Raw genomic sequence first — 20099 nt, forward strand, 5'->3', positions numbered from 1 at the left:
GAAAGATTTATTCCGGTTTCCACCCTTTGGCGCATGCCTGATTGGGCCTGATCATTCCTCCTCGGGAGCTGACATGCCCACGTAATCTCCCGGCGGCGGGTGAGGAAACACCTCTCCCACACATCCGCGAGGAGTCCCCGTGCGCACTCTTGCCCGTATATCGCCGCGTATGCGTAACCGTGCGATCGGCACCGCCGTTCTGGCCGGAACTCTGGCCCTGGCACCGCTCTCCGCCCCCTCCGGCTCCGCCGCCTCCGCCGCCTCCAAGGTCTCCGCGTCGTCCGCCCAGAAGTGCGGGGACGGATCCGGCGCAGGCGCCACGGCGCGCGAGGCCCGCCCCTCGGGCGCCGCCCACACCGACGACCCCAACGAGCTGACCGCGACCCAGGCCAAGGCCATGGACGCGCAGTTGAAGCAGAGACTCGCGGACCGCCGGCTCAGCGGCTCCTCGCTCACCGCGGGCGCGACGATCCCGGTGTACTTCCACGTCGTGCACTCCGGGACGACCGGCAAGCTCAGCGCGTCCGCGATCAGCAGCCAGATGAGTGTCCTGAACGCCGCCTACAGCGGACAGGGCTCGGGCAACACGAACTCCGGCTTCCAGTACACGCTGGCCGGCACGGACTACACGGACAACAGCTCCTGGTACAACGGCGTCTCCCCCGGCTCCGCCGCCGAGACGGCCATGAAGTCCTCGCTGCGCAAGGGCGGCGCGAACGCCCTCAACATCTACACCGCCAACCTCGGCGGCGGCCTGCTGGGCTGGGCCACCTTCCCCAGCTCGTACAAGTCCAACCCCTCGGACGACGGCGTCGTCATTCTCGACGCCTCGCTGCCCGGTGGCTCCGCCACCAACTACAACGAGGGCGACACCGCCACCCACGAGGTCGGCCACTGGATGGGGCTCTACCACACCTTCCAGGGCGGCTGCAACGGCAACGGCGACTACGTGGCCGACACCCCGGCCGAGAAGAGCGCCGCGTACGAGTGCCCGACCGGACGTGACACCTGCACCAACAAGACCGGGGTCGACCCGATCCACAACTTCATGGACTACACGTACGACTCGTGCATGACCCAGTTCACCGCGGGCCAGGTGCAGCGGATGAGCGACAGCTGGACCGCCTACCGGGGCTGACCCGTCCGAGGGGCCCCTCGCGATGCGGGGCCCCTCGCTCCGTCACAGCGTGGCGAGGAAGCCGAGCGCGACCTTCCAGGCCAGCTCGGCCGACGCCTGGTCGAAGTCGGGCAGTCCGGCGTCGGTGAAGAGATGGCCCGCGCCCGGGTAGCGGTAGACCTCGACATCGGCGCCGGTCCGCTGCATCTGCAGATACCAGGAGTTCAGCCAGTCGTGCGTCTCGAACGGGTCCGGGTCGGCGACGTGCAGCTGTACCGGCAGCTCGTCCACGGACGCGTTCTCGGCGATGTCCGAGGTGCCGTGGAACAGCAGCAGACCGCGGGCCTTCTCGTCGCCGAGCGCCAGGGTCTGCGCGGTGGCGGCGCCGAACGAGAAACCCGCGTACACGAGGCCCCGGTCCGAGTAGGGGGCGGCGGCCAGCACGGCCCGCCGGAGCAGTTCGTCCTTGCCCACCTCTTCCTTGAAGGCCATGCCTTCCTCGACGGTTTCGAACGTGTGCCCCTCAAAGAGATCGGGCACCTGTACCTCGTGCCCGGCGGCACGAAGCCGGTCGGCCGCCGCGTGCACCGCGGGGCGCAGACCGTACGTCGAGTGGAAAAGCATGATGTTCATGAATCCCATGGTGCCAGCTACGGTCAGGAGCATGGAGAGCGACGGGATGGAGAACATACTGCGCCCGCTGATCGTCGTCGGCGGCTCGGTCGTGATCACGCTGCTGGTCGGCGGGCTGGTGGATCTGCTGCTCAGACGGGCCGACGGCCGGCACCACGACACCCCGCTGTGGGGGCTGCTGCGCCGCTGCCGGATTCCGCTCCAGCTGACGCTGTGCACGGCGCTGCTGCGCGGCTCGTACACCCACACCCGGCTCGAAGTGATCAAGGATCACCAAACGGGGATCGGCCAGGTCCTGACGCTGGTGCTGATCGGGGCCTCGGCCTGGCTGGTGGTGCGGATCGCGACGGCCGTCGTCGATTCCCTCTACGCGAGGTACGCCGCGAACACCACCGATCCGGCGCGGGTGCGGCGGGTCCGTACCCAGGTGACGCTGATCCAGCGGGTGGTCACCGCGATCGTGGCGACGGTCGCCGTCGGCGCGATGCTCCTGACCTTCCCGGCGATGCGGACCTTCGGCACCTCGATGCTGGCCTCGGCCGGTGTGCTCGGCATCGTCGCGGGTGTGGCCGCCCAGTCGACGCTCGGCAATCTCTTCGCGGGGCTGCAGATCGCGTTCGGCGACATGGTGCGCATCGGTGACACGGTGGTGGTGGACGGCGAGTGGGGCACGATCGAGGAGATCACGCTGACCTTCCTCACGGTACGGACCTGGGACGAACGGCGGATCACGATGCCCGTCTCGTACTTCACCGGCAAGCCGTTCGAGAACTGGTCGCGCGGCAGCGCGCAGATGACCGGCTCGGTCTTCTTCCACCTCGACCACTCCGCCCCGGTCGCCGCGATGCGCGAGCGGCTGCGGGACGTCCTGGGCGAGTGCGCCGCCTGGGACGGCCGTGACTGGTCCCTCGCCGTCACCGACACCACGCCGTCGACGATCCTGGTCCGCGCGGTGGTCACGGCGAAGGACCCGGGCGACATCTGGACAGTGCGGTGTGCCGTACGGGAGCAGCTCATCGGCTGGCTGCGCGACCACCATCCGTACGCGCTGCCGAGGATCGCGACGGCGCCCGCGGCGCTTGTGGCCGACGAGTGGCCGCATCCGCCCCGCCCGACGGACGAGAAGCCCGCGGACCGGGTCAGGTCCCCCCGCACGGGACGCGGCTGACCGGGACGGCGGACAGCGGCCCGGCCGGGCCCCGGGCCGCTCGGCCCTCCCGCCTCACCGCAGGCTGCGAACGTCCAGCTGGCGCAGCACCCGGTCGACGATCTCCGGGTCCGCCCCCGCCTCGTTGCGGGCCGACAGCACCGCGTGGCGTGCGGCCGACATCATCTCGCGCTGGACGCGGCTGACCGCCTTGAAGCGCTCGGCCCGCTTCGCGTACGCCTCGCGGCGCTCGTCGTCGACCATGTCGGGACTGATCCGCGCCCCCACGTCGTACGCCAGCCGGTGCAGCCGCTCGGCGACCTCGTCCGGGAACTCCTCGACCTCCTGGATCTCCTTGAGGCGCTCCTTCGCGGCCTTCGCGGCGCGGATCGCGAGGTCCTTCTCCAGTGCCTCCTCGGCGTCCGTGTCCGCCTTGACCCGGAGCTTGCGGACCAGCCACGGCAGGGTGAGCCCCTGGACGACGAGCGTGGCCATGATCACGGCGAAGGCGATGAAGACGATCTCGTCGCGGCCCGGGAACGGCTTTCCGTCGTCCGTCTTCAGCGGGATCGCGAGCGCCAGCGCGACCGAGGCCACTCCGCGCATCCCCGCCCACCACATGACGACGGTCTCCCGCCAGCTGGTGGGGATCTCCTCGCTGACGTCGCGCCGGGTGTGCAGCCGCTTGGCGAGCCAGGTGGCGGGCAGCAGATAGAGCAGCCGCACGCCGACGACGACCACGACCACGGCGAGTCCCCAGCCCAGCATCCGGAGTTCGCGCCCGTCCGCCGTCCCGAAGACGTTGTGCAGTTCGAGACCGATCAGCCCGAAGGCGACCCCGGTGACGAGCGTGTCGACGATCTCCCAGAAGGTACGGCCGGTGAGCCGCCCGAGGACGTCGTCGGCGTCGGCGGTGTGCTCGGCGAGGAAGAGCGCGGTGGTGAGGACGGCGAGAACACCCGACCCCATCAGCTCCTCCGCGAGCACGTAACTCACGAACGGCACCAGCAGGGTGAGGCCGACCTGGAGCGTGGCGTCGCCGAGCAGACCCATGAGCTTGATGGTGAGCCAGCCCAGCACCAGACCCACGACCACGGCCACCACCGCCGAGAGGATCAGCAGCCCGAACGCCTCCGGCAGCGAGAAGCTCCCGCTCACCGCGGCGGCGATCGCCACGTGGTACAGCACGATCGCGGTCACGTCGTTGAACAGCCCCTCGCCCTCCAGGATGGAGACGAGCCTGCGCGGCAGCCCGACCGAGCCGGCGACGGCCGTCGCCGCGACCGGGTCGGGCGGGGCGACGAGCGCGCCGAGCGCCACGGCCGCGGCGATGGGCAGCCCGGGGACGATCGCATTGGCGACCGCGGCGACGGCGGCCGTCGTGACGAAGACCAGCGCCACGGCCAGCAGAAAGATCGGTCGTTTATTGGCGGCGAACTGCCGCCAGGAAGTCCGCTGCACGGAGGCGTAGAGCAGCGGCGGCAGCAGCGCCGGAAGGATGATCTCGGGCGGGATGTCCACATTCGGTACGAAGCTGAGGAACGCCATGCCGACCCCGGCGAGCGTCATCAGCACCGGCGCGGGCAGCCCGAGACGCTCTCCCAGCGGGACCGTGACCACAGCCCCGAGCAACAGCAGGAGGAGCAGTGCCATTTGGTCCACGAGGTGCCTTCCGGAACGCGGGGCGCCGATCTCCGTGATCGGCGGATCTGGGGTCAAAGCCTGCCACGCGAGGCCCGCAATCCAGACAACACCCCCTCATTCCCACCTCCTAGACCGACATTCCTCCGATGTCTATACCGTCGGCCCCTTCCGCTGCTTCCTCGGGGCGGGCAGTATGCGGCGTGCGTGATTCAGGGACAGGAACTGCCACCACATACATGACTGTCAGGAGAGACCACGTGACCGCGTTCTCCCGAAGGCATTTCGTCTCCACCGCCGCCGCCGGCACATCCGCACTCTGGCTGGCCGGCTCCCGTACCTCATGGGCGGCGGTCGGCCCCGTACCGACGGAGCACCCGGACATCGACATCCACGAGAAGACCGTCCGCGACGCCGCCATGACCTGGCGCACGCTCCCCGCCGACTGGCAGCAGGCCCCGTTCCTCGCCAACGGCCGTCTCGGCGCCCAGCTGTACGCCGGAAGGACCGCCGACACGCTGAAGCTGATGATCAGTCACAGCCAGGTGCAGGACCAGCGCGGCCAGTGGCGCGGCGGCATCGGCTTCTCCCGCCTCCCCATCGGGTACTTCACCCTGACCCTCGCCGGGGAGATCACCGCCGTCGACTGGACCCTGGACCTGTACGACGCCGAACTGCGCGGCACCGTCACCACGACCCGTGGCTCCCTGGCCTTCTCCGCCCTCGTCCAGAACGACACCGGCGCCCTGCTGGTCGCCACCCGCCCCAGCCCCGGCGAGGAGTCCGCGGCCTGGTCCTTCCAGTGGCTGCGGGCCGCCACCACCCGCACCAGCGGCAGACCCGAGGACTACACGCCCAACCCGGACCCCCGGACCGGCGACGGCTTCGTCGAGCAGCCGCTGCTCGCGGGCGGCGGCTGGACCACCGCCTGGCGCGAGCGGCGCGAGGGCACCGGCCGCCTGCTCGCCGCGCACCTCGTGTACCGCTTCCCCGGCCAGGTGTCCGGGGCGACGGCCGACGCGCTGCGGGCCGTGGACCGCACCCTGGCGGCCGACCCCGACCGGCTGGTGGACCGGCACCGCCACTGGTGGCACGCGTACTACCGGCGCAGCTTCCTCTCCGTACCGGACAAGCGGCTGCAGAGCTTCTATCTCATCCAGCTCTACAAACTCGCCGCGTCGACCAGGGCCGACGGCCCGACGATCTCCGAATGGGGCCCGTGGTTCCCCGAGGTCGGCAACAACTGGACCGCGGTCTGGTGGAACCTCAACGTCCAGATCGGCATGGCCCCCGTCCACGGCTCCAACCACCCCGAACTCGACTCGGTGACCGGCGCCTTCCGCCGCTTCGAGCACAACCTCCCGGCCTCGGTCCCGGCCGACTACCGCGACGGCGAGAGCTACGCGCTGGGCCACCCCTCCGACTGGCAGCTGCGGGCGGGCGACACCTACGACGTCGGCGCCCCCGGCTCGGCCCATGTCTCCGACAACTTCGGCAATCTCACCTGGGCGCTGCACAACGTCTGGCAGTCCTACCGGCACTCGATGGACCTGTCGGTCCTGCGCGACGTGGTGTACCCGATCCTCGCGAAGGCCGTCAACTTCTACGCGCACTTCCTGCACGAGGGCCCGGACGGCCGTCTGCACCTGCCGGAGACCCGCTCCCCCGAGTACGCCAACGCCGTCGACTGCACCTACGACCTCTCGCTGATCCGCTGGGCCGTGCGCACCCTGATCGCGTCGGCGAAGCTGCTGCGGAACGACGATCCGCGGCTGAAGCGCTGGCAGGACATCGAACGGCGCCTCACCCCGTACGCCGAGGACCCGGCGGCCGGCGTCATGATCGGCAAGGACGTCCCGCTCGCCGACTCGCACCGGCACCACTCGCACCTGCTGTGGCTGTACCCGCTGCGCGAACGGAACTGGGACCGGCCCGGGGACCGCGAGGTGATGCGGCGCTCCATGGACCACTGGGTCTCCATGCAGCAGCTGTGGCACGGCTACAGCTACGCCACCGCCTCGTCCATGTACGCGGTGATGGGCGAGCCGGAGAAGGCCCTCGACTTCCTGACCTTCTTCACCGACCTCAACGTGGTCGCGGACTGCCGGATGACGGTCAACACGATGTACCGGGAGGGCAAGAACCTCGCCCTGGAGAGCCCGCTGTCCGCCGCCCAGTCGATGCTCGACATGGTGGTGCAGGGCCACGAGGGGGTGGTGAAGGTCTTCCCGTCCGTCTCGGACCGCTGGGCGGACGCGTCGATCGCGTCACTGCGCACCCAGGGCGCCTTCCTGGTGGACGCGGACCGTTCGGGCGGCGCGACGCGCTGGGTACGGGTGCACAGCGAGGCGGGCGCCCCGCTGACCCTGGACCACTCGATCAAGGGCCGGATCGAGGTACGGGACGCGCACGGGCGCCCGCTGCACTGGCGGGAGACCTCACCGGGCCGGATCACGGTCGCCCTGGCGCGCGGCGCCACGGCGGTGGTCACCCCGCGGGGTTCGCACCGCCCGCGGACGGCCCCGCGCGATGTGCCGTCGAACGGTACGTGGACCCGCTGGGGCCTGCCCGGCTGAACCCGCCGGGCCGGAGGCCCTCAGTCCCGCAGGGTGCGGCGCATCGCCCGGTGGGGGATGCCCGCGTCCGGGAACTCGGGGCCGTACGCCACATAGCCGAGGCGCTCGTAGAAGCCCGTCGCATGGGTCTGGGCGTGCAGGTCGACGGCGGCCAGACCGAGCTCACGGGCCGCGTCCTCGATGGCCCGCACCAGCGCGGCGCCGACGCCGAGGCCGCGTGCCTCCCTGGTCACCGCGAGCCTGCCGAGCGAGCCGACGGCCGGGTCGCCGCCCGTCTTCGCGGCGGCGGCCGGGCCGTGCAGCAGCCGCCCGGTGCCCAGCGCCGAGCCGTCCGCCGCGACGGCGACGACATGCAGCGCGACCGCGTCGTACGCGTCGTACTCGATCTCCTCGGACACGCCCTGTTCACCGACGAAGACGTCCTTGCGGACCAGGAAGCAGGCCGCGAGGTCCTGCTCGTCGACGACCGTGCGCGTGGTGTACGGGGCGGGCGTCCCGGTCATTCGCTCTCCGCCGCGATCTTGTCCAGGGCCTGCTGGAGATCGTCCGGGTAGCTGCTGGTGAACTCCACCCAGCTGCCGTCGGACGGGTGCTCGAAGCCGAGCCGGACGGCGTGCAGCCACTGCCGGGTCAGGCCGAGGCGCTTGGCCATCGTCGGGTCGGCGCCGTAGGTGAGGTCACCGACGCAGGGGTGGCGGTGGGCGGACATGTGCACCCGGATCTGGTGCGTACGGCCCGTCTCCAGCTTGATGTCCAGGAGGCTGGCGGAGCGGTAGGCCTCGATGAGGTCGTAATGCGTCACGGAGGGCTTTCCCTCGGCCGTGACGGCCCACTTGTAGTCGTGGTTGGGGTGGCGCCCGATGGGGGCGTCGATGGTGCCGCTCATCGGGTCCGGGTGGCCCTGCACCAGCGCGTTGTACTTCTTCTCGACGACCCGGTCGCGGAACTGCGCCTTCAGCAGGGTGTAGGCCCGCTCGGACTTGGCGACGACCATCAGGCCGGAGGTGCCGACATCGAGACGGTGGACGATGCCCTGGCGCTCGGCGGCACCGGACGTCGAGATCCGGTACCCGGCGGCGGCGAGACCCCCGATGACGGTCGTGCCGGTCCAGCCGGGGCTCGGGTGGGCGGCGACCCCGACCGGCTTCGCGATCACGACGATGTCGTCGTCGTCGTGCACGATCTCCATGCCCTCGACGGGCTCGGCGACGATCTGCACCGGAGCGGGCGCCTGCGGCATCTCCACTTCCAGCCAGGCACCGCCCCGGACCCGCTCGGACTTCCCGACCGCCGAGCCGTCCACCTGCACCTTCCCGGCGGCTGCCAGCTCGGCGGCCTTGGTGCGGGAGAAACCGAACATCCGGGAAATGGCGGCGTCGACACGCTCGCCTTCCAGACCGTCGGGTACGGGCAGGGTGCGGACCTCGGGATACGTACTCACCTGTCGAGTATGCCTTGCGGCCACTAGTCCTTGTGCACGGTGCCGTCGGGGTCCAGGCCCTTGAAGGAAAGGATCACGATCAGGATGCCGCCGCAGACGATCGCGGAGTCGGCGAGGTTGAAGACGGCGAAGTGCGCCGGGGCGATGAAGTCCACCACCGCGCCCTGGAAGGTGCCCGGGGCGCGGAAGATGCGGTCGGTGAGATTGCCGAGCGCACCGCCGAGCAGCAGGCCGAGCGCGATGGCCCACGGCAGGCTGTAGAGCTTGCGCGCGAGCCGGGCGATCACGACGATGACGGTCGCCGCGATGAACGTGAAGATGACGGTGTACGCCTCACCGATACCGAACGCGGCACCGGCGTTGCGGATGGCGCTGAGCTGCAGCCAGTCACCGATCAGCTCGACCGGCTCGTGGTGCTCCAGCTTCGCGACCACGAGCATCTTGCTGATCAGGTCGATGAGGTAGGCGAACACGGCCACGGCGAAGAGCACCACGATCCTCCGCTTGCCCCTGCCCGGGACGGTCTCCCCGCCCCGGTCATCGGCCCGGTCCGCGGCCTCGCCCCCTTCGGTCCCCTCAGCATCGGGGATGTCCGGCGTACCGATGATGCGCTCCGCCTCTGCCACGTGAATCCCTCAACCTAGGTTCCTGACTGAGGACGAGGGTACGACACACCGCCGGGGATCAACCGCGCCGCTCCTGCTTCTGTTTGTCCTCGACACAGAGCGTGGCGCGCGGGAACGCCTGCATCCGCGCCTTGCCGATCGGATTGCCGCAGACCTCGCACAGCCCGTACGTCCCGGCGTCGAGCCGGGCCAGGGCCCGCTCGGTCTGCTCCAGCATCTCCTGGGCGTTGGCGGCGAGCGACATCTCGTGCTCGCGGGTGATGTTCTTGGTGCCGGTGTCCGCCTCGTCGTCACCCGCGCCGTCACCGGAGTCACGCATCAGTCCGGCGAGCGCGGCACTCGCGGCCTCCAGCTCACTGCGCAGCCGCATGGTCTCGCTGCTCAGCACGGCCCGTGCCTCGGCGACCTCCTCCGGGGTCCAGGGGTCCTCGCCCGGCCGGACCGCCAGCTCGCCGGGGGCTGTCGTGACGACCCCACCCGCCGGGGGCACGGGCACCGCGCCCGTGCCGGCCGTGCGGGTCCGGGCCGCGCTCTTCTTGGCTACCACCGTGTGGGCTCCCGTCTTCCCGGCGGCCTCGGCCGCCCCCTTGGCCGCGGACGCGGCCCTCTTCGAAGCCTTCTTGGCCGCGCTCTTCTTCGCAGGCGCTCTCTTGGGCGGCGCCGCGAGCCCGGCGTCCTCGTGCCCGGCATCCTCGTACCCGGCGGACGCCACCTTCGTTCCGGCCGCTGTCTTCCCGGCCGCGGATCTCTTCGCCGCCGTCCTCTTCACGGCGACCTTCTTCACGGCGGTCTCCGTCGCACCGGCCTCGGCCTCCGGGACAGTCTCCATGCCTGCGTCGCCGCCCGTCTCCCCGGCCGCCGCGCCCGTGGATCCGGCCGACGCCGTCTTCTTCGCGGTGGTCTTCTTCGCCACCATGGCCGCGGCCCCTTCACATATTGTGATCTTGCACGCGAATCGTGCTGGGACGATAAATCGACCCCAGCGCCGCGGCAACGGGGCACGCCGCCGAATCGCCCCTCCCCGCGCCCGGACACCGACCTGCCTGCATCCGTTGTGCCCAGCTCACCGCCGGGTAATCCGCCTCCCGGCACCCCGCCCGGACTCCGTACTCCTCCGTCTGCCCATTCGGGTCACGCCCCGCCCCTCGGGTTAAACCGGTCGGCCGTCGCCCGTACGGGCCCGTACACTGGGCCCAGCGAGAGGCGTGGATGGGACGAGTAGCGTCGTACGCAGCCAGGAGCGACCCGGGGACGGTGGAAGCCCGGGGGCGAGCGCGTCGTGAAGATCACCCGGAGCCGTCGGAAGAACGCCGCAAGGCAAGTAGAACCGGCATCGCGACCCCAATGAGGGGGCCACGGGCGCACGCCCGGGGCCAAGGAGGGTGGTACCGCGGGAGCCGATGAGGCCCTCGTCCCTCCGACGGAAGTGGAAAACGTCCGCCGGAGGAAGTCCGCCCATGACATCGCCGCAGTACCGCCAGGTACCCGCCCAGGTCGACCTGCCCGCGCTGGAGCACGCCGTGCTCGATTTCTGGCGCGACAGCAAGGTCTTCGCCAAGAGCCTCGAACAGTCCGAGGGCCGCCCCGAGTGGGTCTTCTACGAGGGCCCGCCCACCGCCAACGGCATGCCCGGCGCCCACCACATCGAAGCCCGCGTCTTCAAGGACGTCTTCCCCCGCTTCCGGACCATGCAGGGCTACCACGTCGGCCGCAAGGCCGGCTGGGACTGCCACGGACTGCCGGTCGAGCTCGCGGTCGAGAAGGAGCTGGGCTTCAACGGCAAGAAGGACATCGAGGCGTACGGCATCGCCGAGTTCAACGCCAAGTGCCGTGAGTCCGTGACCCGCCACACGGACGCGTTCACCGAGCTCACGACCCGCATGGGCTACTGGGTCGACCTCGACGACGCGTACCGCACGATGGACCCCGAGTACGTCGAGTCGGTGTGGTGGTCGCTGAAGGAGATCTTCAACAAGGACCTCCTGGTCCAGGACCACCGCGTCGCCCCCTGGTGCCCCCGCTGCGGCACGGGGCTCTCCGACCACGAGCTGGCACAGGGTTACGAGACGGTCGTCGACCCGTCGGTCTTCGTCCGCTTCCCCCTCACGTCCGGCCCGCTGGCCGGCGAGGCGTCCCTCCTCATCTGGACGACCACCCCCTGGACCCTGGTCTCCAACACCGCCGTGGCCGCGCACCCCGACGTCACCTACGTCGTCGCGACCGATGGCGAGGAGAAGCTCGTCGTCGCGCAGCCGCTCGTCGAGAAGGCGCTGGGCGAGGGCTGGGAGACCACCGGCGAGACCTTCACCGGCCGCGAGATGGAGCGCTGGACCTACGAGCGTCCCTTCGCCCTGGTGGACTTCCCCGCCGAGGCGCACTACGTGGTCAACGCCGAGTACGTGACGACCGAGGACGGTACGGGTCTGGTCCACCAGTCCCCTGCCTTCGGCGCCGACGACCTCCTGGTCTGCAAGGCGTACGGCCTGCCGGTCGTGAACCCGGTCCGCCCCGACGGCACCTTCGAGGAGAACCTGCCGCTGGTCGGCGGTGTCTTCTTCAAGAAGGCCGACGAGGCACTCACCGAGGACCTGGCCGCCCGCGGCAGGCTCTTCCGGCACGTCCCGTACGAGCACAGCTACCCGCACTGCTGGCGCTGCCACACCGCGCTGCTCTACTACGCGCAGCCGTCCTGGTACATCCGCACGACCGCCATCAAGGACCGGCTCCTCCAGGAGAACGAGAAGACCAACTGGTTCCCGGACTCGGTCAAGAACGGCCGCTTCGGTGACTGGCTGAACAACAACGTCGACTGGGCGCTGTCCCGCAACCGCTACTGGGGCACCCCGCTGCCGATCTGGCGCTGCGAGGACAGCCACCTCACCTGCGTCGGCTCGCGCGCAGAGCTGAGCGAGCTCACCGGCACCGACCTCTCGGGCCTCGACCCGCACCGCCCGTTCATCGACGAGATCACGTTCACCTGCTCGCACGAGAACTGCCAGCTGGAGGCGTACCGCGTCCCCGAGGTCATCGACGCCTGGTACGACTCGGGTTCGATGCCGTTCGCGCAGTGGGGCTACCCGTACAAGAACAAGGAGCTCTTCGAGAGCCGTTACCCGGCGCAGTTCATCTCGGAGGCCATCGACCAGACCCGCGGCTGGTTCTACACGCTGATGGCGGTCGGCACCCTGGTCTTCGACAAGTCGTCCTACGAGAACGTGGTCTGCCTGGGCCACATCCTCGCCGAGGACGGCCGCAAGATGTCCAAGCACCTGGGCAACATCCTTCAGCCCATCCCCCTCATGGACCAGCACGGCGCGGACGCGGTGCGCTGGTTCATGGCGGCGGGCGGCTCCCCGTGGGCGGCGCGCCGCGTCGGCCACAACACGATCCAGGAAGTCGTCCGCAAGACCCTCCTGACGTACTGGAACACGGTCGCCTTCCAGGCCCTGTACGCCCGTACGTCCAGCTGGGCCCCTTCCGAGGCCGACCCGGCACCGGCGGACCGCACGGTCCTGGACCGCTGGCTGCTGAGCGAGCTGAACGCGCTGGTGGACCAGGTCACGCAGGCCCTGGAGGGTTACGACACCCAGCGCGCCGGCAAGCTGCTGTCCGCCTTCGTCGACGACCTGTCCAACTGGTACGTACGCCGCTCGCGCCGCCGCTTCTGGCAGGGCGACAAGGCGGCGCTGCGCACCCTGCACGAGGTCGTCGAGACGGTGACCCGGCTGATGGCGCCGCTCACCCCGTTCATCACCGAGCGGGTCTGGCAGGACCTGGTCGTCCCCGTCACGCCGGACGCCCCCGAGTCGGTCCACCTCTCCACCTGGCCGAAGGCGGACCCGGCGGCGATCGACCCGGCGCTCTCCACCCGGATGGCGCTGGTGCGCCGCCTGGTCGAGCTGGGCCGGGCCACCCGCGCCGAGTCCGGTGTGAAGACCCGCCAGCCGCTCTCCCGGGCACTGGTCGCGGCGGCGGGCTTCGAGGCGCTCTCCCCCGAACTGCACGCCCAGATCACGGAGGAGCTGAACGTCTCCTCGCTGGCCTCACTGTCCGAGGTCGGCGGCTCGCTGGTCGACACGACCGCGAAGGCGAACTTCCGGGCGCTCGGCAAGCGGTTCGGCAAGGGCGTCCAGGCGGTGGCCAAGGCGGTCGCGAACGCCGACGCGGCGGCCCTCTCGCTGGCCCTGCGCGAGGGCACGGCGTCGGTCGAGGTGGACGGCGAGACGGTCACCCTCTCCCCCGACGAGGTGATCATCACCGAGACCCCGCGCGAGGGCTGGTCCGTCGCGTCCGACTCGGGCGCGACGGTCGCCCTGGACCTGGAGATCACCCCGGAGCTCCGGCGCGCGGGCCTCGCCCGTGACGCGATCCGCCTCATCCAGGAGGCCCGCAAGAACAGCGGCCTGGACGTCGCCGACCGCATCGCCGTCCGCTGGACGTCGGCCTCCCCCGCCACGGTGGAAGCCCTGACCGAGCACGCGGCCCTGATCGCGGACGAGGTCCTGGCACTGGACTACGCCCAGGGCGAGGCGGACCCGGCGTACGGCACCCCGTTCGAGGACGAGGGCCTGTCCCTGACGTTCCGCCTCCGCAAGACGGAGCAGTAACCCACAACAAGAAGAGGGGCCCGGCCGGACACCAGTCCGACCGGGCCCTTCTCGCTGCTCCCCAGCCTCCCGCCCCCGCCTTTCAGCCCCTCCGGCGATTGAGGAGCGGGGTCTGGGGCAGAGCCCCAGGTTCGGGAAGGGGCGGGTAGGGGAACGGCCCCGCCCAGCGGCCCCCGCACCGGCCCCGCCCAGCACGCACGACAAAAGGGCCGGGCCCCGGGGAATCCCCGGGGCCCGGCCCTCAGCCTGCCGACGGCTACGCGCTCAACGCGCGCACCCGGCTCAGTTGTCGTCCTCGTCGATCAGGAACCCACGCATCGGCGAAGGAGCCTGCTGCATCGGCTGCGGCGCCTGCGGCCGCACCGGCGCCATCGGCTGGGTCATCGCCGGCGACATCTGCTGCTGGCCGCCGTACGAGGGACCACCGCCCATGGACGGGTTGCCGCCCATCTGCTGGTTGCCGTGGTTGCCGCCCATGGCGTGACCCATGGCACCCGCACCGGCCGGGGCCAGCGAGGGCGACGGCGGCAGCGAAGCGGTCGCGGGAGTCCGCGGCGGGGCCAGCGAGTCGTCCGCCTGGGTCTCCAGCTGACGCAGCTGGCTCTCCAGGTAGGACTTCAGGCGGGTCCGGTACTCGCGCTCGAAGCCACGCAGGTCCTCGACCTTGCGCTCCAGCGTCGCGCGGGCCGACTCCAGCGAGCCCATCGCCACGCGGTGCTTCTCCTGCGCGTCCCGCTCCAGGGCGTCCGCCTTGGCGCGTGCGTCCCGCTCCAGGCCCTCGGCGCGGCTGCGCGCCTCGCCGACGATCTTGTTGGCCTCGGAACGGGCCTCCGCGATCGCCTGGTCGGCGGTCTGCTGCGCGAGCGAGAGGACACGGGCGGCGCTGTCGCCACCGGGACCCTGACCGGGCTGCTGCATCTGCGGCGGCGGCTGCATCTGCTGCATCTGCTGCTGCGGGGCGTGACCACCCATGGGGCCGCCCATCGGGCCGCCCATGGGACCGCCCTGCATCGGACCGGGGCCGTGCGGGCCCTGCGGGCCGGGGCCGTGCGGGCCCTGGGGACCAGGACCGTGACCGCTGGGACCGGCGGGCAGCTGCGGAGCACCACCGGGCAGCTGGGGCGGACCCATCTGCGGGGGCTGCTGCTGGACCGGCGGACCCGATATGGCGGCGGGCACAGGTGCCCCGGGCCGGTCCTGCGGCTCCGGCTTGCGCATGCCCTGCTGCTGGTTCTGCGCGGCGGCACGCGTGGCAGCGGCCAGCTTCGCGCGCAGGTCCTCGTTCTCACGGAGCAGGCGGGTCAGCTCGGACTCGACCTCGTCGAGGAAGGCATCGACCTCGTCCTCGTCATAGCCTTCTCGGAGGCGGACGGTCGTGAACTGCTTGTTCCGCACGTCCTCAGGAGTCAGCGGCATCTCTTCTTCACCTCTACGTAGTCGTCGGCAGTCGGCAAGACCGTATCGCTCACAGCCTGATCACGATGTAGATCAGGATGTAGACGATGATCATCAGAACGAAGAAGGACAGGTCGAGTGCCACGCCCCCGAGACGCAGCGGCGGGATGAATCGCCGCAGAAGCTTGAGCGGTGGATCGGTGACAGTGTAGGTGGCCTCAAGTATGACCACCATCGGCTTGCCGGGCTGCCATGAACGCGCGAACTGGAAGACGTAGTCCATGACCAGCCGGAAGATCAGCACGATGAGGAAACACATCAGCGCGATATAGACAACCTGCAGTGCGACGCCCATTTCGCGCTTCCCTCTCCCCTGGCTCTCGTAGCTCCGGCCTCGCGGCCGGGTTGTTCCTGGTGTCGTGTTCTCAGCTCTGGTTGAAGAATCCGCCCTCAGCGATACGGGCCTTGTCCTCCGCCGTGACATCGACGTTAGCAGGCGACAACAGGAACACCTTCTGCGTCACGCGCTCAATGCTGCCATGGAGACCGAAGACGAGTCCTGCAGCAAAGTCGACAAGTCGCTTTGCGTCCGTATCGTCCATCTCCGTGAGATTCATGATCACCGGAGTGCCCTCACGGAAGTGTTCCCCGATGGTACGGGCCTCGTTGTAGGTCCTGGGGTGCAGTGTGGTGATGCGGTAGGGCTCCCGCTCGGACACGACCTTGGGCATGATCACCGGTGCGTTCTTCTCCATGTTCGGACGTTCAGGTGTGATGGATGCCACGGGGGCGATTCGGGCGGGTCGCTCTCTTTCCGCCGGGATCTGAACCGGCTCCCGCTGCGCGGGAGGCTGCACCACTCGTACCGGTTCGTCCCGCTCCCGGTCCCGCTCCACCTGATGCGCGGGCTGGTGCCGCCGCCGGTCGCGCTCGGGCTCCGGCTCGGGTTCGAATTCGTCGTCGGGGTCGAACCCCGGACCGTCGTACCCATCGTCCTCCACGAGGCCGAGGTAGACCGCCATCTTGCGCATCGCGCCGGCCATGCTCTGAGTCCTCCGCTCTGTGGTGGATCGGCATCTGTCACCAAGTGCCCCGCGATCCACTGAGGCCTGCCCGCCATAGGCGGGAATGACCATATTTTCTGCTGTGGTCCGACCTGCTTGGCGACGTTACCCGAGCCCGGGTCGGACTCCGAGTACCGCCGTACCGACGCGCACATGTGTCGCTCCGGCCGCGACGGCGTCTTCGAGGTCCGCGCTCATCCCCGCAGAGACCATGTTCGCAGCCGGATGGTTCCCGCGCAGGCGGGATGAGAATTCCATCAGCCGGTCGAAGGCGGCCCGTTGCCGTCCCGCGTACGGTCCGGCGAGCGGTGCGACGGTCATCAGACCGCCGAGCCGCAGCCCCGGCGCGGAATCCACCGCGGCGGCCAACTCCTCGACCCCGTCCGGCGCGACGCCGCCCCGGTCGCCCCGCTCGCCGCTCTCGGCGTCGAGTGCGACCTGGATGAGACAGCCGAGTTCGCGCCCCTCGCGCACGGCGGCCGCCGAGAGGGAGGTGACCAGCCTGGTCCGATCCACCGACTGCACGACATCGGCATAACTCGCCACAGAACGAACCTTATTCGTCTGCAACTGACCGACGAAATGCCATGTGAGCGACAGATCCGCACATTCGGCTGCCTTGGGAGCCGCGTCCTGGTCACGATTCTCCGCGACATGACGCACACCCAGTTCATGCAGAATCCGCACATCGCTCGCGGGGTAGGTCTTGGTGACCACGATGAGGGTCACTTCTTCCCGCTCGCGACCGGCGGCGACACAGGCGGAAACAATGCGTTCCTCCACCCGCGCCAGATTTGCGGCGAGTTGAGCCTTACGGTCCGTCATGCCCTATCAGTCCAACCAGACATATCCGGCGAGCCGCCCGGTGGTGCGGTCGCGGCGGTAGGAGAAGTGGTCACTCGATTCGAGGGTGCAGACCGACGAGGCCTGCCGGTCCTCGACGCCGAGCGCTTCGAGCTGGGCATGGACCCCGGCGGTGACGTCCACGGCCGGAGTGCCCCAGCTGGTCTCGGACCAGGCGGCCGGGACGCTCCGGGCGACTTCGGCGCGCATGTCGGCCGGGACCTCGTAGCACCGTCCGCAGACCGCCGGTCCGGTGCGGGCGACGATCCGGGAGGTGTCGGCGCCGAGCCCGACCATGGCCTCGACCACCGCGGGGACGACCCCGGCGAGCAGACCCGGACGGCCCGCGTGCGCCGCGGCCGCGATCCCGGCGACCGGGTCGGCGAGCAGTACGGGGGTGCAGTCGGCGGTGAGCACGGCGAGCGGGAGCCCGCGCCGCGCGGTCACCACCGCGTCCACCGCGGGGATCTCCGAAGCGTCTCCCCACGGCCCGTCGACGACCGCGACGTCCCGCCCGTGCACCTGGTTCATCCAGACGACCCGCGCGGGGTCCAGACCGAGGTCCCGGGCGGCGCGTTCGCGATTGGCCAGAACGGCGGCGGGGTCGTCTCCGACCGCGCCGCCGAGGTTGAGCTCCTCGTACGGAGCGGCGCTCACTCCGCCCCACCTGTCGGTGAAGGAGAAGTGGGCGCCGCCCGCCGAGGACCGTGCGTGGAGCTGAGCTATCACTTCAAGAAGTCCGGAACATCCAGCTCTTCGGCCTGGGAGTCCTGGTAGGAAGGACGGGCCGGCGGGACGTGCGGCGAAGCGACCGGCGGCAGGTGGCTCTCGCTCACCACCGGTACGGGCTCCGCCTGGACCGGCGGCTCCTCGCGGGTGGGCACGGAACCCAGCCCGCTGCTCTGACGCACGGGCTCGGGGGTCCGGACCGGCGCGGCGGGCTCGTCGCGCTTGGCGGAGTTCGCGCCCAGGACGTTCTCGCGACGGGCTGGCGGCTGTCCGCCGTCGAAGCCCGCGGCGATCACGGTGACGCGTACCTCGTCGCCCAGCGCGTCGTCGATGACCGCACCGAAGATGATGTTCGCCTCGGGGTGCGCCGCCTCGCTCACCAGCTGGGCGGCCTCGTTGATCTCGAAGAGACCGAGGTCGCTGCCGCCGGAGATGGAGAGCAGGACACCGCGGGCGCCGTCGATGGACGCCTCCAGGAGCGGCGAGGAGATCGCCATCTCCGCGGCGGCCACCGCGCGGTCGTCGCCGCGGGCCGAACCGATGCCCATGAGTGCCGATCCGGCCTCGGACATGACCGACTTGACGTCGGCGAAGTCGAGGTTGATCAGACCCGGGGTCGTGATGAGGTCGGTGATGCCCTGGACACCCGAGAGCAGTACCTGGTCGGCCGACTTGAACGCGTCGAGCACGCTGACCTGGCGGTCCGAGATGGACAGCAGCCGGTCGTTGGGAATGACGATGAGGGTGTCGACCTCTTCGCGGAGTTCGGCGATGCCGTCCTCCGCCTGGTTCGCGCGTCGCCGGCCCTCGAAGGTGAACGGGCGGGTGACCACGCCGATCGTCAGGGCGCCGAGCGAGCGCGCGATGTTGGCGACGACGGGTGCGCCGCCGGTGCCGGTGCCGCCGCCTTCTCCGGCGGTGACGAAGACCATGTCGGCCCCCTTGAGGACCTCCTCGATCTCCTCACGGTGGTCCTCTGCCGCCTTGCGACCGACTGCCGGGTTGGCGCCGGCGCCAAGGCCGCGGGTGAGTTCGCGGCCGACGTCGAGCTTGACGTCGGCGTCGCTCATCAACAGGGCTTGCGCATCAGTGTTGATCGCGATGAACTCGACGCCCTTGAGACCGACCTCGATCATTCGGTTGATGGCATTGACACCACCGCCGCCGACACCGATGACCTTGATGACTGCGAGGTAGTTCTGCGGTGCTGCCACGTCGAAGGCCTCTCGCCTCGAGTTACGTGTCGTCGCTTCGCGGTAGTCCCGCCGCGACGACGGATGCCGATTGGGGCGGTCCGAAACGCCGACCCAAACCCTAACGTTGAAGTTTAGGGTTACCAGTGTGTCTGCTTCATGGACTCTTCCGAACAGGACACTAAGTCGACAAGTGGCGCACGTTCAACGAACACGCCGAACCTCCCGTTTTTCTTTTCACCCTATGTGATCACCCGTAGCGCTGACCAACCAGGGTGCTGGCCAGGCCAAATGTGCGTCAACTGCCCGACGCGGCAGGGGCGGTGGGTGCACTCACGTCGAAGTGTCCCGCTTTGGGGGCGGATTTCATGAGAGCGGTGAGAACTCTCGCCTTCACCGGACCTCCTTCACCGCTGCCCCAGATCACCCTGCGCCCCCGGGTGAGTTCCAGGGAGATCGAGTCGTACGAGGTGACCCGTACGACCTTGGTGTCCTTGGCGACGTCGCCCGGGAGTTCGCCCGCGACCCGGACCGCTTCCCGCACCAGCCGGGCACTGCCGAAGCGGCGCAGACTCGCGGACTGATCAGGTGTCAGTTCCAGCAGAGGTACACGCCCAGGCGATTTGTCCACCGTTGCGAAACGCACGCCTTTCGCGTCCACTTCAATGAACTTTGCACCCTTTTTGACCAGCAGGACCGGCTGTCGTTCCGTCACCTTAAGTCCGATTCCGTGCGGCCATGACCGTACGACATCCACGGAATCGATACGAGGCAACTTCTGGCGCAACCGGTCGGCGATGGCATCGGTGTCCACGGAGATCAGCGGGGCCCCGATCGGTACCGCCGCGACGGCCTCCACCTCGGACGGTGTCAGTACGTCGACACCGGTGGTCCTGACCTCTTCGGCCCGGAGCCAGGAGGAGCCGTAGAGCACCCAGACGGCGCCGGCGGCGAGCAGCAGAACGAGCACGCCGATCAGGACCAGCCTCACGCGGCCGGGCAGTCTGCGCCCTTCGGGGCGCGGCGGGCGGGCCGGGGAGTCCTCCCGCTGCCGTGCTCCGCGCTGGGCGGTCGTCGGTCCGGCCAC

The 20099-nt window shown here is 69.9% G+C and carries 17 protein-coding genes; 4 read left to right on the forward strand and 13 right to left on the reverse strand.

The window, feature by feature from the left end; translation table 11 throughout:
* The first annotated feature begins 169 nt into the window (after window positions 1–169).
* Window positions 170–1138 carry a zinc metalloprotease gene (locus tag ACFV8T_RS12850; RefSeq protein WP_385326970.1) on the forward strand — a complete coding sequence of 323 codons (969 nt, stop codon included), beginning with the start codon at window positions 170–172 and terminating at the stop codon, window positions 1136–1138.
* 42 nt (window positions 1139–1180) lie between these two features.
* On the opposite strand, the gene ACFV8T_RS12855 is transcribed toward ACFV8T_RS12850, so the two are convergent.
* Complete coding sequence (locus tag ACFV8T_RS12855) at window positions 1181–1759, reverse strand: dienelactone hydrolase family protein (protein ID WP_385326972.1); 579 nt, start codon at window positions 1757–1759, stop codon at window positions 1181–1183.
* 37 nt (window positions 1760–1796) lie between these two features.
* On the opposite strand from ACFV8T_RS12855, the gene ACFV8T_RS12860 reads away from it, so the two are divergent.
* Window positions 1797–2918 carry a mechanosensitive ion channel family protein gene (locus ACFV8T_RS12860; RefSeq protein WP_385327367.1) on the forward strand — a complete coding sequence of 374 codons (1122 nt, stop codon included), beginning with the start codon at window positions 1797–1799 and terminating at the stop codon, window positions 2916–2918.
* Between the two features lie 54 nt (window positions 2919–2972).
* On the opposite strand, the gene ACFV8T_RS12865 is transcribed toward ACFV8T_RS12860, so the two are convergent.
* Window positions 2973–4559: a Na+/H+ antiporter gene (locus ACFV8T_RS12865; protein ID WP_385326973.1), complete on the reverse strand. Its 1587-nt coding sequence runs from the start codon at window positions 4557–4559 to the stop codon at window positions 2973–2975.
* 239 nt (window positions 4560–4798) lie between these two features.
* Between ACFV8T_RS12865 and ACFV8T_RS12870 the strand changes: the two genes are divergently transcribed.
* Window positions 4799–7114, forward strand: coding sequence for a hypothetical protein (locus tag ACFV8T_RS12870; protein ID WP_385326974.1), 2316 nt, complete (start codon window positions 4799–4801; stop codon window positions 7112–7114).
* Window positions 7115–7134: 20 nt separating this feature from the next.
* Here ACFV8T_RS12870 and ACFV8T_RS12875 read toward each other — a convergent pair whose 3' ends face one another.
* The 4 genes from ACFV8T_RS12875 to ACFV8T_RS12890 are packed head-to-tail and all read right to left on the reverse strand — an operon-like array spanning window position 7135 to window position 10097.
* Window positions 7135–7617, reverse strand: a complete 483-nt coding sequence (locus ACFV8T_RS12875; protein WP_385326975.1) for a GNAT family N-acetyltransferase — start codon at window positions 7615–7617, stop codon at window positions 7135–7137.
* Window positions 7614–8555 (reverse strand): RluA family pseudouridine synthase, encoded by a 942-nt coding sequence (locus ACFV8T_RS12880; RefSeq protein ID WP_385326977.1) that lies wholly within the window; start codon window positions 8553–8555, stop codon window positions 7614–7616. Before ACFV8T_RS12880 ends, ACFV8T_RS12875 begins: the two co-directional genes overlap by 4 nt.
* 23 nt (window positions 8556–8578) lie before the next feature.
* Window positions 8579–9181 carry a signal peptidase II gene (lspA, locus tag ACFV8T_RS12885; RefSeq protein WP_385326978.1) on the reverse strand — a complete coding sequence of 201 codons (603 nt, stop codon included), beginning with the start codon at window positions 9179–9181 and terminating at the stop codon, window positions 8579–8581.
* A gap of 58 nt (window positions 9182–9239) precedes the next feature.
* Window positions 9240–10097, reverse strand: coding sequence for a TraR/DksA family transcriptional regulator (locus ACFV8T_RS12890; protein ID WP_385326980.1), 858 nt, complete (start codon window positions 10095–10097; stop codon window positions 9240–9242).
* 541 nt (window positions 10098–10638) lie between these two features.
* On the opposite strand from ACFV8T_RS12890, the gene ileS reads away from it, so the two are divergent.
* Window positions 10639–13788 (forward strand): isoleucine--tRNA ligase, encoded by a 3150-nt coding sequence (ileS, locus tag ACFV8T_RS12895; protein ID WP_385326982.1) that lies wholly within the window; start codon window positions 10639–10641, stop codon window positions 13786–13788.
* A 282-nt stretch (window positions 13789–14070) separates the two neighbouring features.
* On the opposite strand, the gene ACFV8T_RS12900 is transcribed toward ileS, so the two are convergent.
* From ACFV8T_RS12900 to ACFV8T_RS12930, 7 genes are all read right to left on the reverse strand, one after another.
* A complete protein-coding gene (locus ACFV8T_RS12900; protein ID WP_385326984.1) occupies window positions 14071–15204 on the reverse strand; it encodes a DivIVA domain-containing protein in 1134 nt (377 codons plus the stop codon).
* Between the two features lie 49 nt (window positions 15205–15253).
* Window positions 15254–15538: a YggT family protein gene (locus ACFV8T_RS12905; RefSeq protein ID WP_385326986.1), complete on the reverse strand. Its 285-nt coding sequence runs from the start codon at window positions 15536–15538 to the stop codon at window positions 15254–15256.
* Window positions 15539–15608: 70 nt separating this feature from the next.
* Entirely contained in the window at window positions 15609–16226 is a 618-nt protein-coding gene (locus ACFV8T_RS12910; RefSeq protein ID WP_114244064.1) for a cell division protein SepF, read from the reverse strand.
* A gap of 126 nt (window positions 16227–16352) precedes the next feature.
* Window positions 16353–17072 (reverse strand): YggS family pyridoxal phosphate-dependent enzyme, encoded by a 720-nt coding sequence (locus ACFV8T_RS12915; RefSeq protein ID WP_385326987.1) that lies wholly within the window; start codon window positions 17070–17072, stop codon window positions 16353–16355.
* A gap of 6 nt (window positions 17073–17078) precedes the next feature.
* Window positions 17079–17819, reverse strand: a complete 741-nt coding sequence (gene pgeF / locus ACFV8T_RS12920; RefSeq protein WP_385326988.1) for a peptidoglycan editing factor PgeF — start codon at window positions 17817–17819, stop codon at window positions 17079–17081.
* Window positions 17816–19033 carry a cell division protein FtsZ gene (ftsZ, locus tag ACFV8T_RS12925; RefSeq protein WP_385326989.1) on the reverse strand — a complete coding sequence of 406 codons (1218 nt, stop codon included), beginning with the start codon at window positions 19031–19033 and terminating at the stop codon, window positions 17816–17818. Before ftsZ ends, pgeF begins: the two co-directional genes overlap by 4 nt.
* Window positions 19034–19310: 277 nt before the next feature.
* Entirely contained in the window at window positions 19311–20099 is a 789-nt protein-coding gene (locus tag ACFV8T_RS12930) for a cell division protein FtsQ/DivIB (protein ID WP_385326990.1), read from the reverse strand.

Source organism: Streptomyces sp. NPDC059832, from assembly GCF_042731715.1.
GTDB lineage: Bacteria > Actinomycetota > Actinomycetes > Streptomycetales > Streptomycetaceae > Streptomyces.

Excerpts from the sequence above, each read along its gene's own strand:
- ACFV8T_RS12860 (WP_385327367.1), top strand. The coding sequence starts at position 1,797 with ATGGAGAACATACTGCGCCCGCTGATCGTCGTCGGCGGCTCGGTCGTG.
- ACFV8T_RS12910 (WP_114244064.1), bottom strand. The coding sequence starts at position 16,226 with ATGGCCGGCGCGATGCGCAAGATGGCGGTCTACCTCGGCCTCGTGGAG.
- ACFV8T_RS12855 (WP_385326972.1), bottom strand. The coding sequence starts at position 1,759 with ATGGGATTCATGAACATCATGCTTTTCCACTCGACGTACGGTCTGCGC.
- ACFV8T_RS12890 (WP_385326980.1), bottom strand. The coding sequence starts at position 10,097 with ATGGTGGCGAAGAAGACCACCGCGAAGAAGACGGCGTCGGCCGGATCC.
- ACFV8T_RS12850 (WP_385326970.1), top strand. The coding sequence starts at position 170 with ATGCGTAACCGTGCGATCGGCACCGCCGTTCTGGCCGGAACTCTGGCC.
- ACFV8T_RS12875 (WP_385326975.1), bottom strand. The coding sequence starts at position 7,617 with ATGACCGGGACGCCCGCCCCGTACACCACGCGCACGGTCGTCGACGAG.
- ACFV8T_RS12905 (WP_385326986.1), bottom strand. The coding sequence starts at position 15,538 with ATGGGCGTCGCACTGCAGGTTGTCTATATCGCGCTGATGTGTTTCCTC.
- ACFV8T_RS12900 (WP_385326984.1), bottom strand. The coding sequence starts at position 15,204 with ATGCCGCTGACTCCTGAGGACGTGCGGAACAAGCAGTTCACGACCGTC.
- ileS (WP_385326982.1), top strand. The coding sequence starts at position 10,639 with ATGACATCGCCGCAGTACCGCCAGGTACCCGCCCAGGTCGACCTGCCC.
- ACFV8T_RS12915 (WP_385326987.1), bottom strand. The coding sequence starts at position 17,072 with ATGACGGACCGTAAGGCTCAACTCGCCGCAAATCTGGCGCGGGTGGAG.